Below are 13,432 nucleotides of genomic sequence, written 5' to 3'. Positions count from 1 at the left end.
AAGCCCAATTATTACAGGCAACTATTAATAGTACCGTAAGTTATACTATACTGTGTAGGCGCTTTACGCATTATTGAATGAAAAAAGCAGGCTGTATTGCTGATCATAAACGGATTATCGTAACCACTATCACCATTATTGCCATGTGCCGAGCCGGGTAGGATATGTGCCACTGCTGATTTTCCATAAGTAGCTAATTGCCTGTACTGGCAAAGCGTACCATAGATATACAGGAAATTAGTACATCCCAAATAATAGCCCTGATCTAAAGGAATTACATCATCTGCCCCACCCTGGAAGAATATGGTTGGGCAAGCACTTGAACGTGTTATTAGGGTAGAATCTTCAATAGCTCCGGCAATACTGCAAATGCCTTTAATGGTAAATGGATTGGTTAACCTATTGGTGGCATTATTTAATCCGCCCAGTTTTGCTACAATATCGGGATGTGTGCGTTTTTCGAAGGCATCTGTATTATATGCACAGCTTAAGGCTATACATGCTCCTGCACTGCCACCCGATACAAAAATCCAGCTGGTATCTATACTATACTCCGTTGCTTTGGATACCAAAAAACGCAGTGCAGCATTAATATCCTGATTGGCGCGGTATGTAGCTTCCTTCAGGGAAGTCATATCTCCTATACATGCCTGTGAGCTTGCATTCCAGCCTACTCTATAATCTATAGTAGCAGCCACAAAACCAGAATCGGCTAAAATCTGGCATTTTAAGCCGGCACTTTCTTTGGTACCAGATATATAACCGCCACCATGTATCGTAATTGCCAAAGGATATTTTTTACCAGCCACCATATTTGTAGGGAAATAAATATCCATGCTTAAGCTTTCATTTTTACCCTGGTAGTTAATGTTTTGTCCGTATATTACATTATCTAAAAAATCGCCTGATCCCGGATTTGTTGGCGTAACAATTGCTGATGTTGGACTTTTTGAGCAACTGCTAAAAGCCAGTGTTATTGTTATAAAGCCAAACAGTATTAAATGCCAGATCTTAGTTTTCATTTTTGCAATATATTGAAGGGTTGACTAATAATTTTAAGAAATGTTTAAACCACTTTAATTTTTTAAAGGCTATTACAGTAAGGCAAAAAAGATACCACAACACCATTAAACAAATAATTAGGCGTTAAACAGGTAAAAAGAGTGGTTAACCTGACAATACATGTAAAATTGAATTATATAAGAACGAGTAATCTAGCTAACATTATTTTCATCTGGGGTTTGGTATAAGGCAATTAATATAAAAGTATTAAAAATAGCAGGTGGACTAAGTCCAACAAAAATTATCAATTATTTCACTTCAATGTTTTTGCCACAGCATTTTACATATTATATTTGCAATTAGTTGCATAAACAACTATTAAACACTTCTCAATTTCCAAATTACTTGTCATGAGAATACTAGTATGCATCAGCAAAACACCAGATACTACCTCTAAAATTGTATTTAAAGACGGCAACACCAAATTTGATGAAACCGGCGTTCAATGGATAATAAATCCTTACGACGAATGGTATGCCCTTGTAAAAGCAATAGAATTAAAAGAAAAAGATCCTGCCGCCACCATACATCTTATTACCGTTGGTAGTGCAGATTGTGAGCCGATCATTCGTAAAGCGCTTGCTTTAGGTGGGGATGAGGCCATTCGAATCAATAGCGACAGCACAGACAGCTATTTTATTGCCTCTCAAATTGCAGCCATTGCCCAGGCCGGCAACTACGATATTATTTTTACCGGTAAAGAAACTATCGATTATAATGGTTCCTCTATAGGTGGTATGGTAGCAGCGCTGGTAAATAAACCATATATTTCGTTGGCAGCTTCATTTGCGCTTAATGAAAATACCGCCACTATCATCCGCGAAATTGAAGGTGGCGAAGAAACCTGCGAGCTATCATTGCCTGCTGTAATAAGTTGCCAAAAAGGAATGGCCGAACAGCGAATTCCAAATATGCGTGGTATTATGGCAGCCCGCACCAAACCATTAAAAGTGGTAGAGCCGGTTGCAGCCGAAGCACTCACCAGCATAGTTAGTTTTGAATTGCCTGTTGCAAAAGCAGGTGTAAAACTGGTTGCGGCAGATAATGTGGCAGAATTGGTAAGGCTGCTGCACGAAGAAGCAAAAGCCATATAACCCGTTCTATGGGTAACTGAATATAAGTGGCCAGGCAAACAAATTACTATTTGGCTTTACTTGCGTCGCACACTTGTACAACATAACCATAGGCAACAAAAAATACAAAGGCAATAAAAAATAACACCATTCCTACAACATAAAAAATTCATATGTCAGTTCTAATTCTAATCGATCATGCAGATGGCCATATAAAAAAAGCAAGTTTTGAAGCACTTACTTATGGTGCAGATATTGCCCAACAAAATGGCATGGCAGCAGAAGCGCTGCTGCTAGGCACAGTAACAGACGATTTGGCCACATTGGGAAAATATGGGGTTACCAAAGTACATCAGGCTGGCAACACCGCGTTTAACCAGTTAGATGTGCAGGTATATCTAAAAGCAATTACTGAAGCGGTAAATGCAACCGGCGCAACTATTATAGTATTAGCACATAACCAAACTGGAAAAGCCCTGGCGCCGGGTATTTCGGCTGCTTTAAAAGCAGGATTGGTTGCAGGCGCTATTGCCTTACCCGATACCAGCAATGGTTTTGTAGTAAAAAAAGCGGTATTTAGCGGCAAAGCATTTGCCAATGTAAATATTAATACGGCCATAAAAGTAATTTCATTAAGCCCAAATAGTTATAAAGTAACAGTAGGCCAGGGTATTGCAACCGTACAGGAATTAAATTTAACCCCGCTGCCAGCATCCATTAAAATTACTGCTGTTGATAAAGTAAGTGGTGATGTTCCCCTTACCGAGGCAGATATTGTGGTAAGTGCGGGCCGTGGTTTAAAAGGACCCGAAAACTGGGGAATGGTTGAAGAACTGGCTAAAACCCTGCATGCAGCTACCGCTTGTAGCCGCCCTGTTGCAGATAGCCATTGGAGACCGCATCATGAACATGTTGGGCAAACAGGTGTGCAAATTGCACCCAATCTATATATTGCCATTGGTATATCTGGTGCTATTCAGCATTTAGCCGGAGTAAACCGCAGTAAAACTATTGTAGTTATAAATAAAGATGCCGAGGCACCGTTTTTTAAAGCAGCTGACTATGGTATTGTAGGTGATGCTTTTGAGATTGTACCAAAACTTACCGAAGAAATTAAAAAAATGCACAATGCCTAATTAGCACTGCGATGCATAAAAAAACCTGCTTTACAAAGCAGGTTTTTTTTATGCACCTAATTGCAATTGTTTACTATTTTTCACATTTGTTGCATTGCTTGTTGCCGTACAAGAGTGCGACGCAAGTAAAGCTGCCACTGGATATATTGCCGGGCTAATTATACGGCTGTAGATATTGTAGTCTTTATGCCTGTGGTGGCACCTCTGGTTGTTTTGTTGGATTTGCCCTTTCCCTAAGCAGTTGCAACTCATTAGAGAAATGGGTTTCTATAAATAGGGCGGCCTGTTGTAAGTAAGAATTTTTTGAAATTTCAAAGCGATCTATCATTTCTTTGGCGATATAATCTGATTTTATAAACTTAACAGTATGAAATAGTTGCTGAATGTTTTTAAGCGCTACAGCTTTGTCTTCATCTGCATAGGCCCTTATATAATCTATGGCATATACAAATAATTTTACAGTATACACAATACCATAGTCGAAAGATTTTTTAATGGCTTCATCACAATATTTAAGACAGGTATCCCTGAATTCAGGTTGGTTTTTAGATTCATATTTATCAAGGAATGCCAGTCCTGCATTGGCGTAGGTGGTATCAGTTAAACTGTAGGTTTCGCCATATTCGTTAATAAGCTGGGTCATTTTATCAGTATTTAACTGATAATAATAGTATTTAATAATAGCGTCAATGGCTTCGGAAGCACTTTTTTCACTGGGTAGTTTTCCTTTTTTAAATAGCTTTTCCAGGTATTTTACCAAATTCTCGTCTTTCTCGTTTTTAGGACTTTTGGTATTTGCTTTTTGCAAAATCATATCAACCGACTGGTTAAATAAGGGCGCCACAGTTTCGTTAAGTTCGTTTTGCAAACCTTCAATTTTTTGTTCTGTTTTGGCCAATTTATCATCCACAAAGGCTTCAAATGATTCGGCTGTATCTGTTTTATATTTATCAAAAAGCTCAACAGATCCTTCCCGGTATTTTTTCATATCAGCCTGAGCCTCTTCGATTTTAAGGTACATGGTTTGTTTCAACTCTTTAAAATCATCGCGTACTGCGTTTTTATGTTCGTTAAAGCGGTTGATAAAATCCTGGGTTTTATCATTTACATAGCCTTGTAACTGGGCATTTAACTCCTTGGTAATGTATTTTTTCCCAAATGTGAGTACCACGGTAACCAGGGCGGCCAAAATACCGCCCCCTAATAATAAATTACCCGAAAACCAATTATTTACCTCGTCGCGTACTTTTGTATTAAGTTCTTTATCAAACTGGCTATTGGGTACCCTTGTATAGTTTTTTTCGTTAAGCCGCTGAACAAGGGAATCAATTTTAAGCTGCAGGTTGGCAATCTTTGCAGAATCCTGGCTAAAGCCATTAAAACAAGTAGCAATCAGAAAAAGCAGTATTAGTAATTTTTTCATATAAAGGCAGTTTTGGTTATGAAATTTCCTTCTTTTATATGATATAGTAAAATATACCGGTAAAAACAGGGGGGATTTCAGGAAACTTAAAAAGAAAGATTTTTTTTGAAATATTTTACTACTTTTGCAACCCCAAAAGTTCTTTTGATAATATTCCTGTTAAAACAGGATGCATTTGGGAGTTCTGGTAAAACAGAACGCTATCACCAATAAAATATAATACAATGGCTAAAGAAATCTCAGGTTTCGTAAAGCTGCAGGTAAAAGGCGGTCAAGCCAATCCTGCACCTCCGGTTGGCCCAGCCTTGGGTAGTAAAGGTGTGAACATTATGGAGTTTTGCAAACAGTTTAATGCAAGAACTCAGGATAAAATGGGAAAAGTTGTTCCTGTTTTAATCACAGTTTACTCCGACAAATCATTCGAATTTGTAATTAAAACCGCACCTGCCGCTGTTCAAATAATGGAAGCAGCAAAAATTCAAAAAGGTTCTAAGGAAAGTAATCGTGCAAAAGTAGGTAAGGTATCCTGGTCTAGCATTGAAGAAATTGCAAAAGACAAAATGCCTGATCTAAACTGCTTTACATTGGAAAGTGCTATGAAAATGGTTGCCGGTACTGCCCGCAGTATAGGTATTACTGTTGAAGGTAAAGCTCCATGGGAAAATTAATTAACTCCTTAAAACATTTTTGCAATGTCAAAACTTACCAAAAAAAGAAAAATAGCTGACGCTAAAATAGATAAAAACAAAATTTATACTTTAAAAGAAGCGTCAAACCTTGTTAAAGATATTAATACTACCAAATTTGATGCATCTGTAGATCTTCATATCCGTTTGGGTGTAGATCCTAAAAAAGCAGATCAACAGGTTCGTGGTACTGTTACCCTACCTCATGGTACTGGTAAAACAAAACGTGTACTTGTACTTTGTACACCAGATAAAGAAGCCGATGCCAAAGCTGCAGGTGCTGATTATATAGGTCTGGATGAATTTATTGCCAAAATTGAAGGTGGCTGGACTGATGTTGATGTAATTGTTGCAACTCCTTCTGTAATGCCTAAAATTGGTAAACTGGGTAAAATTCTTGGTCCAAGAAACTTAATGCCAAACCCAAAAACAGGTACAGTTACAAATAATGTAGCAGAGGCTGTTAATGAGGTTAAAGGTGGTAAAATTGCTTTTAAAGTTGACAAAACTGGTATTGTTCATGCTTCTATCGGTCGTGTATCTTTCTCACCAGAAAAAATTGCTGAGAACAGCCACGAACTTATTAATGCCTTACTTAAGTTAAAACCATCAGCAGCTAAAGGTACTTATTTGAAAGGTGTTAGTATGGCCAGCACAATGAGTCCTGGTATTGTAATTGAAACAAAATCATTAATTAACTAATTAACAGGTTTGCTACCGGTTAATAAAAAGTAATGTCATGACCAAAGAACAAAAAAACGAAGTAATAGAAGTTCTCAAAGGGAAATTCTCACAATACTCAAATTTCTATGTTACCAATACTGAATCTTTAACAGTTGCCCAGATTGGTAAATTACGCCGTGCCTGCTTCGATAAAGAAGTAGAAATGAAAGTGGCCAAAAACACTTTAATTCGTAAAGCACTGGAATCTATCGATGCTGAAAAATACAGCGGTGTATACGATTCATTAAATAATGTAACTGCATTATTGTTTTCTGATAATCCAAAAGAGCCAGCAATGATTCTTACTTCTTTCCGTAAATCATTAAACGGAGAAAAGCCAGAATTAAAAGCAGCTTTTATTAACGGAGATGTTTACACAGGCGATAATAACCTGAAATCACTTACCCAAATCAAAACTAAGAATGAATTGATTGGAGAAGTTATTGGATTATTGCAATCACCTGCAAAACGTGTATTGGCTGCTTTATTGCACCACCACGAAAAACAGGCTGAAGCCACTACTCCAGCTGAATAATTTATTAAGTTATACAACTTAACATATCCCAGGCCCGAGGGTAAATAAAGGCAAATTTTTTTAAACCACCGCCGGAGCGCAAATAATGCTATGAAGGCGGTAAAAATTTAATCAAAATGGCAGACGTAAAAGTATTAGCTGAACAATTAGTAAGCTTAACAGTAAAAGAAGTACAGGAATTAGCAGATTTCATGAAATCTGAATACGGTATTGAACCAGCAGCAGCAACTGTAGTTGCAGCAGCAGCTGATGGTGGTGGTGCAGCAGTTGTAGAAGAAAAAACTGCATTTGATGTTATATTGGTTAACGCAGGTCCAAGCAAATTAAACGTAGTTAAAATCGTTAAAGAATTAACTGGTTTAGGTTTGAAAGAAGCTAAAGACCTAGTTGATGGTGCTCCAAAACCAGTTAAAGAAGGAATTGCAAAAGCTGAAGCTGAAGAAATTCTTGCTAAATTAAAAGAAGCTGGTGCCGAAGTAGAAATGAAATAATTAATATAATCTACTGTAAAATAAAAGCCCGGTACAATTGTATCGGGCTTTTATTTTGTGCCAAACTTAGCGTACATCTATTAAGCATTCTTGCGTCGCACACTTGTACTGCAACAATGCTATTCAACTACAAAAGTCAGCCACAATAAATATTAATTAACTAAAGTATACTTGAAAAGCTGCTTACAGTTATACAGTACAAGTGAGTGACACAACCGGGCTAAATAGCCATACCTTTAGCTGGTAACATAAAATGCAACCTTGAAAATAACACTGGTTAAAATTTAAGTTTTAAACCACCGTTTACTATATACTTTCCGTAACCTGCTTCTACAAAAAATGCCGAGCGTTTAGATAACTGAATATCGGTACCCAATGCCACCTGATAGGCAAACTGAGAGGGTTCTGATGCAACAGCTGCCGTAGCGCCACCTGCATCAAGATATTGCTGATCCCAAATATTTAAACCTATTGCTGTACGCAAATATGGTTCGAAATGCTGGTTATTCGCTGGTATATAACTTAAAATATTAAGCATTATACTGTAATTTTTTAGTGTACCGGTAAAATCGGGTATATCGGAACCGGTTTGAAAACTATAATAAGGTACCGAAACTTTGCCATAAGTACCGGCAATGCCAATACTCATATTTTTACTAAAACGATAATCGATAGCTGCATTTATAGGCCCTGTTTGTGAAACCGTACCCTGATATCGGTTAAAAAAATCAGCAAACTGGTCTTTATCAAGATTGGGATAGCCATAACCTGCGCTAAAATTGAGCGTTGGTTCGAAGTTGGATTGTTTTTTCTTTTGTTGAGCAGGGGCCTGCCGCATTGGTGGTCGTCGGTAACCCGGACTAACACGTACCCTTGCCCTTGGGGGTCTAACTACATAGTACTGTGCCTCTGCTGCTGAACCAATTAATAAAAACAACAGTAGAAATGCCAAAAGATGTTTCTTCATAACCCTATATTTTGCAAATATGATACCAGCGGGAAACCAAAGTTTAAATAGGCAATAAAATTCGCCTGCCATTAACATTTGGCACAAAATATGTTTGCACTTTTCAACTACAATTATTACCTTCGCACTCCTTAATTTTGTCCTATTTGTATTAATACAGATAGCATAAGGGCAAAAAAATCGCAATTAGATAATTATCAATAAGTTGAGTATAACCTACTTAACACATTAGATCAGTAAAACCGGTTAAATACAGATATGTCATCAACTACAATTCAAGGCAGGATAAGTTTCGGTAAAACCCGATACCTTGCTGAAACTCCTGATCTGTTAGACATTCAGTTAGAATCATTCAGAGATTTTTTCCAGTTAGAAACCACCCCTGATAAGCGTAATAACGAGGGATTGTTTAAGGTGTTCAAGGAAAATTTTCCTATCACGGATACCCGTAACATTTTCGTGCTGGAGTTTTTGGATTATTTTATTGATCCCCCCCGTTATACCATTGAAGAATGTATGGAACGTGGCTTAACGTATGCTGTTCCCTTGAAAGCAAAATTACGTTTAAGTTGTAATGATGAGGAGCACGTTGATTTCCAGACAATTGTTCAGGATGTATTTTTGGGCAATATCCCATACATGACTCCCCGTGGTACTTTTGTAATTAATGGGGCAGAGCGTGTAGTAGTATCTCAATTACATCGTTCACCAGGTGTATTCTTTGGTCAGTCTGTACACCCTAATGGAACCAAGATTTACTCTGCAAGGGTAATTCCGTTTAAAGGTGCCTGGATGGAATTTGCAACAGACATTAATAATGTGATGTATGCTTACATTGACCGTAAGAAAAAATTCCCTGTAACTACTTTATTACGTTCCATTGGATTTGAAACGGATAAAGATATATTGGAACTTTTTGGAATGGCTGATGAAGTGGCTGCTGATAAGAAAACACTTAAACATCATCTGAATAAAAAACTTGCTGCCCGTGTATTAAGAACCTGGGTAGAAGATTTTGTGGATGAGGACACCGGAGAGGTGGTTTCCATTGAGCGTAACGAAATTGTGATGGAGCGTGATACGGTGCTTGATGAAGACGCTATTGAAACAATTGCAGACCTGGATGTTAAAAGTATTTTTGTACAAAGGGAAGATGTAGGTGGTGATTATGCCATTATATACAACACCTTAAATAAAGATACTTCAAACAGTGAATTAGAAGCTGTACAGCATATTTACCGCCAGTTAAGAGGTGCAGATGCCCCTGATAATGAAACTGCCCGTGGTATTATCGATAAATTATTCTTTAGCGACAAGCGTTATGATCTTGGTGAAGTTGGTCGTTATAAGATTAACCGTAAACTGGGTGTTACTCAAAAACTTACCAATAAGGTTCTTACTAAAGAAGATATTATTGAAATCATCAAATATCTGGTACGTTTAACCAATGGTAAGGCAGAGATTGATGATATTGATCACCTGAGTAATCGCCGTGTACGTACTGTTGGTGAACAACTTTACGCTCAATTTGGTGTTGGTTTGGCACGTATGGCCAGAACTATTCGTGAAAGAATGAACGTACGTGATAATGAGGTATTTACTCCCGTTGATTTGATTAATGCAAGAACACTTTCCTCGGTTATCAACTCTTTCTTTGGTACATCTCAGTTATCTCAGTTCTTAGATCAAACGAATCCGCTTTCTGAAATTACGCATAAACGCCGTATTTCTGCATTAGGACCCGGAGGTTTGAGCAGGGAAAGAGCCGGTTTTGAGGTTCGTGACGTACACTATTCTCACTACGGCAGACTTTGTACTATTGAAACGCCTGAAGGTCCAAACATTGGATTGATTTCGACACTTTGCGTTCACGCAAAGATTAATGATATGGGTTTTATTGAAACACCTTATCATAAAGTAAAAGAGGCTAAAGTGAACATGAATGCACTTACTTATTTAAGTGCAGAGGAAGAGGACCCGGCCAAAATTGCACAGTCAAATTCAAAAGTTGACAGCGACGGGAACTTCGTAGATGACAGAATTGTGAGTCGCCAAACAGGTGATTTCCCGATATTAGAAAAAGGTGAAGTAGAATACATGGACGTGGCGCCAAACCAGATTGTTGGTTTGAGTGCTTCATTGATTCCTTTCCTTGAGCATGATGATGCGAACCGTGCATTGATGGGATCAAACATGCAACGTCAGGCTGTTCCATTAATTCGCCCTGAAGCTCCTGTTGTAGGTACCGGTCTTGAAGGCAAAGCTGCCAGAGATGCCCGTATTCAAATTCACGCAGAGGGTGATGGGGTAGTTGAATATGTAGATTCTAAAGAAATTCATGTTCGTTATAAAAGAAATGATGTTGACCGTTTGATCAGCTTTGAAGAGGACCTGATTATTTACAGGTTAACCAAGTTTATTAAAACGAACCAATCAACCTGTATTATTCTTCGTCCGGCTGTTAAAAAAGGACAGAAAGTACAGGAAGGCGATTTCCTTACTGAAGGATATGCTACAAAAGACGGTGAACTGGCATTGGGCCGTAACCTGCAGGTAGCATTTATGCCTTGGAAAGGATACAACTTTGAGGATGCGATTGTAATTAGCGAAAAAGTTGTTCGTGAAGATTTATTTACCTCAATACATATTGATGAATATGAATTAGAGGTTCGCGATACCAAATTGGGTGAAGAAGAACTTACTCCTGATATTCCAAACGTTTCTGAAGAAGCCACTAAAGATTTGGATGAACATGGAATTATCCGTATTGGTGCCCAGGTTCGTGAAGGCGATATCTTGATTGGTAAAATCACTCCAAAAGGTGAAAGCGATCCTACACCGGAAGAAAAATTGTTACGTGCCATCTTTGGTGATAAAGCAGGTGATGCAAAAGACGCCTCTTTAAAAGCGCCAAACGGAACAGAAGGTGTGGTTATTGATAAAAAATTATTCCAACGTGCCAAGAAAGATAAAAACGGTAAAATCCGTGAGAAAGCACAATTGGAAAAGATTGAAAAAGTACATGAGAAAAATGTTGAAGACCTAAAAGAATTATTACATAATAAGCTTCAAACATTATTAAAAGATAAATCTTCAGCAGGTGTAACCAATAATTTTGGTGAAGTGCTGATTGGTAAGTCTGCTAAATTCAATCAAAAAAATCTTGCCGCCATTGACTACCAGAATGTTAACCCATTAGGTTGGTCTGGAGAAGCAGAAACAGATGATTTGATTAATACTTTATTACACAATTATAGTATTAAGTATAATGAAGAATTAGGCCGCTATAAAAGAGAGAAATTCAATATCTCCATTGGTGACGAATTACCTGCCGGTGTATTAAAACTTGCAAAAGTTTATCTGGCTGTAAAACGTAAACTTAAAGTGGGTGATAAAATGGCGGGCCGCCACGGTAATAAGGGTATTGTTGCAAAAATTGTACGTGCAGAAGATATGCCTTTTATGGAAGATGGTACACCGGTTGACATTGTGTTAAACCCGTTGGGCGTACCTTCCCGTATGAATCTTGGTCAGATTTACGAAACCATTCTTGGCTGGACAGCAAAGAAACTGGGCGTTAAATTTGCTACCCCAATTTTTGACGGTGCTTCTGTTGGCCAGATTGCTGATTATTGTAATCAGGCTGGTATACCTTCGATGGGTCACACTTATTTGTATGATGGTGAAACCGGTGAGCGTTTTGACCAAAAAGCAACTGTAGGTGTTATCTATATCATTAAACTTCACCACATGGTTGATGATAAAATGCATGCCCGTTCTATCGGACCATACAGTTTAATTACACAACAGCCTTTGGGTGGTAAAGCACAATTTGGTGGTCAGCGTTTTGGTGAGATGGAGGTTTGGGCACTGGAAGCTTATGGTGCTGCCAATATTTTGCAGGAATTGCTAACACTTAAATCTGATGATATCATTGGTCGTGCCAAGACTTATGAAGCCATTGTAAAAGGTGATAATATTCCAAAAGCCGGTATTCCTGAATCATTCAATGTATTGGTTCATGAATTAAGGGGCTTAGGTTTAGATTTAAAATTTGAATAATCAATTTTTGATTACAAAATATAAAGGCTGTTTCGAAAGAAACAGCCTTTTTTTATAGCGATTTGTGAATTTGAAAATTGGTGATAGGGATGTTTTATACTTCTTACAAGCAATGGCATTACTAATTTTGCCGCGTAAAGATTTGCAGTACAAGTGAGTGACACAAGTAAAGCCTAATAGCATTGATAAGTTTGTACCAACAATTCAAAAAATCAGGGTGCATTTAAGCATTTAGCATTTTTACAAAATCGGTAACCAGATAGCTAATTAATTTGCCGGTACTATCGTCTTCTTTTCCATTATCCAGCCGGGTAGCGCCTTCGCAAATATGCAGGTAGGCTGCCTTGGTATCGCTGGCGGCAAAATTGATGTATTGCCTTGCATGTAAGGCACTAATGCCAACGGGTGTAGCAGCACTGCTTAATGTATTTGCAATGGCATCCAGGTCTAATTCAATACCACAATAGGTATCATCGGTAAACCCGGTCGCATGTGCCACGGCTTGTATAAAGGAGCGTTTTTCGTGTAGAAAAATATCTTCAAAAGTTATCACGTCAACAAAAGGATCATTGACAATATCCATCCAGCAATTCTGTGGAATATAGTTTTCGTGCAAGCCAATTACACAATATTTTTCAAGATATCCGTCTTCATCAGCATATCTAAACCCGTTGCCACTATGCCTGCCTTCGAGTGGCCTGAAATCGGCATGTGCATCCAGGTTAATAGCATTAATTTGTGCCAGTGGTATTAGCCCTGCTTTACATAAACCTTTGGCAGCGCCCTTTATGCAAGGATAAGAATTGTTATGACCACCACCGATGATGATGGGTATTTTTTTATGTTCAGTTACAATTTTAACCAGTTTCTCCAATTCATTATCAATAAAATTTACTGCATGCCGGTACGCCTCACATTTCTCCTCATAACTCTGGGCATTGGCTTCAATAAGGCGGGCTTCTTCAGAAAAATCGAAATGGCCCAGTAATAAAATTTCACTGCCTTCTAAAAAATCATTGCTTTGTACATTGCAAAATGCCTGTAAAAATGGTACCCAGGCACTGTCGGCACCGCCAATTCCCAGATTGGCTTTAATGCCAATATCTTCGGGAACACCAATTACAACAAACCTGGCAGGAGATGATGAAATGGATTGTTCAATATTGGTAGCATCAGTAATAACCCTAACCCTTTCGCCTAATTTGGTTTCAAATCTTCTAATACGGGTAACACTTAATATATCTTGTTTGGTATAAATTTTAAGGTGTTGCATG

The 13,432-nt window shown here is 38.1% G+C and carries 11 protein-coding genes; 7 read left to right on the top strand and 4 right to left on the bottom strand.

Features of this window, described 5'->3' with window-relative positions:
* Positions 1 to 11 precede the first annotated feature (11 nt).
* Positions 12 to 1,022, bottom strand: a complete 1,011-nt coding sequence (locus tag GD597_RS04475) for an alpha/beta hydrolase (protein ID WP_171606625.1) — start codon at positions 1,020 to 1,022, stop codon at positions 12 to 14.
* A 390-nt stretch (positions 1,023 to 1,412) separates the two neighbouring features.
* On the opposite strand from GD597_RS04475, the gene GD597_RS04470 reads away from it, so the two are divergent.
* Both GD597_RS04470 and GD597_RS04465 read left to right on the top strand, forming a co-directional pair.
* On the top strand, positions 1,413 to 2,156 hold the full coding sequence (locus GD597_RS04470) for an electron transfer flavoprotein subunit beta/FixA family protein (RefSeq protein ID WP_171606624.1): 744 nt from the start codon (positions 1,413 to 1,415) through the stop codon (positions 2,154 to 2,156).
* 152 nt (positions 2,157 to 2,308) lie between these two features.
* The gene (locus tag GD597_RS04465; protein ID WP_171606623.1) at positions 2,309 to 3,271 is read left to right on the top strand and encodes an electron transfer flavoprotein subunit alpha/FixB family protein; all 963 of its coding nucleotides are present in this window, start codon (positions 2,309 to 2,311) and stop codon (positions 3,269 to 3,271) included.
* 184 nt (positions 3,272 to 3,455) lie between these two features.
* Here the strand turns inward: GD597_RS04465 and GD597_RS04460 are convergent, their stop codons facing one another.
* Complete coding sequence (locus tag GD597_RS04460) at positions 3,456 to 4,694, bottom strand: hypothetical protein (RefSeq protein WP_171606622.1); 1,239 nt, start codon at positions 4,692 to 4,694, stop codon at positions 3,456 to 3,458.
* A 224-nt stretch (positions 4,695 to 4,918) separates the two neighbouring features.
* Between GD597_RS04460 and rplK the strand changes: the two genes are divergently transcribed.
* From rplK to rplL, 4 genes are all read left to right on the top strand, one after another.
* Positions 4,919 to 5,362, top strand: coding sequence for a 50S ribosomal protein L11 (gene rplK / locus GD597_RS04455; protein ID WP_171606621.1), 444 nt, complete (start codon positions 4,919 to 4,921; stop codon positions 5,360 to 5,362).
* A gap of 24 nt (positions 5,363 to 5,386) precedes the next feature.
* Positions 5,387 to 6,082, top strand: a complete 696-nt coding sequence (rplA, locus tag GD597_RS04450; RefSeq protein ID WP_171606620.1) for a 50S ribosomal protein L1 — start codon at positions 5,387 to 5,389, stop codon at positions 6,080 to 6,082.
* Positions 6,083 to 6,119: 37 nt separating this feature from the next.
* A complete protein-coding gene (gene rplJ, locus GD597_RS04445; protein ID WP_171606619.1) occupies positions 6,120 to 6,638 on the top strand; it encodes a 50S ribosomal protein L10 in 519 nt (172 codons plus the stop codon).
* 116 nt (positions 6,639 to 6,754) lie between these two features.
* Entirely contained in the window at positions 6,755 to 7,129 is a 375-nt protein-coding gene (rplL, locus tag GD597_RS04440; protein WP_171606618.1) for a 50S ribosomal protein L7/L12, read from the top strand.
* 277 nt (positions 7,130 to 7,406) lie between these two features.
* Here the strand turns inward: rplL and GD597_RS04435 are convergent, their stop codons facing one another.
* On the bottom strand, positions 7,407 to 8,096 hold the full coding sequence (locus tag GD597_RS04435) for an outer membrane beta-barrel protein (protein WP_171606617.1): 690 nt from the start codon (positions 8,094 to 8,096) through the stop codon (positions 7,407 to 7,409).
* 258 nt (positions 8,097 to 8,354) lie between these two features.
* On the opposite strand from GD597_RS04435, the gene rpoB reads away from it, so the two are divergent.
* Positions 8,355 to 12,158 carry a DNA-directed RNA polymerase subunit beta gene (gene rpoB / locus GD597_RS04430; RefSeq protein WP_171606616.1) on the top strand — a complete coding sequence of 1,268 codons (3,804 nt, stop codon included), beginning with the start codon at positions 8,355 to 8,357 and terminating at the stop codon, positions 12,156 to 12,158.
* A gap of 223 nt (positions 12,159 to 12,381) precedes the next feature.
* Here the strand turns inward: rpoB and GD597_RS04425 are convergent, their stop codons facing one another.
* Complete coding sequence (locus GD597_RS04425) at positions 12,382 to 13,431, bottom strand: formimidoylglutamase (protein ID WP_171606615.1); 1,050 nt, start codon at positions 13,429 to 13,431, stop codon at positions 12,382 to 12,384.
* Position 13,432 lies beyond the last annotated feature (1 nt).

Source organism: Limnovirga soli, assembly GCF_013106755.1.
Classification (GTDB): Bacteria; Bacteroidota; Bacteroidia; order Chitinophagales; family Chitinophagaceae; genus Limnovirga; species Limnovirga soli.
The sequence above is the reverse complement of the archived record's forward strand: the minus strand, read 5'-3'. Positions and strand labels throughout refer to the sequence as shown.

Bases quoted from the DNA above. Each gene is read 5' to 3' on its own strand.
- GD597_RS04435 (WP_171606617.1), bottom strand. From the start codon at position 8,096: ATGAAGAAACATCTTTTGGCATTTCTACTGTTGTTTTTATTAATTGGT.
- GD597_RS04460 (WP_171606622.1), bottom strand. From the start codon at position 4,694: ATGAAAAAATTACTAATACTGCTTTTTCTGATTGCTACTTGTTTTAAT.
- GD597_RS04425 (WP_171606615.1), bottom strand. From the start codon at position 13,431: ATGCAACACCTTAAAATTTATACCAAACAAGATATATTAAGTGTTACC.
- rplA (WP_171606620.1), top strand. From the start codon at position 5,387: ATGTCAAAACTTACCAAAAAAAGAAAAATAGCTGACGCTAAAATAGAT.
- rplL (WP_171606618.1), top strand. From the start codon at position 6,755: ATGGCAGACGTAAAAGTATTAGCTGAACAATTAGTAAGCTTAACAGTA.
- GD597_RS04475 (WP_171606625.1), bottom strand. From the start codon at position 1,022: ATGAAAACTAAGATCTGGCATTTAATACTGTTTGGCTTTATAACAATA.
- GD597_RS04465 (WP_171606623.1), top strand. From the start codon at position 2,309: ATGTCAGTTCTAATTCTAATCGATCATGCAGATGGCCATATAAAAAAA.
- rplK (WP_171606621.1), top strand. From the start codon at position 4,919: ATGGCTAAAGAAATCTCAGGTTTCGTAAAGCTGCAGGTAAAAGGCGGT.
- rplJ (WP_171606619.1), top strand. From the start codon at position 6,120: ATGACCAAAGAACAAAAAAACGAAGTAATAGAAGTTCTCAAAGGGAAA.
- rpoB (WP_171606616.1), top strand. From the start codon at position 8,355: ATGTCATCAACTACAATTCAAGGCAGGATAAGTTTCGGTAAAACCCGA.
- GD597_RS04470 (WP_171606624.1), top strand. From the start codon at position 1,413: ATGAGAATACTAGTATGCATCAGCAAAACACCAGATACTACCTCTAAA.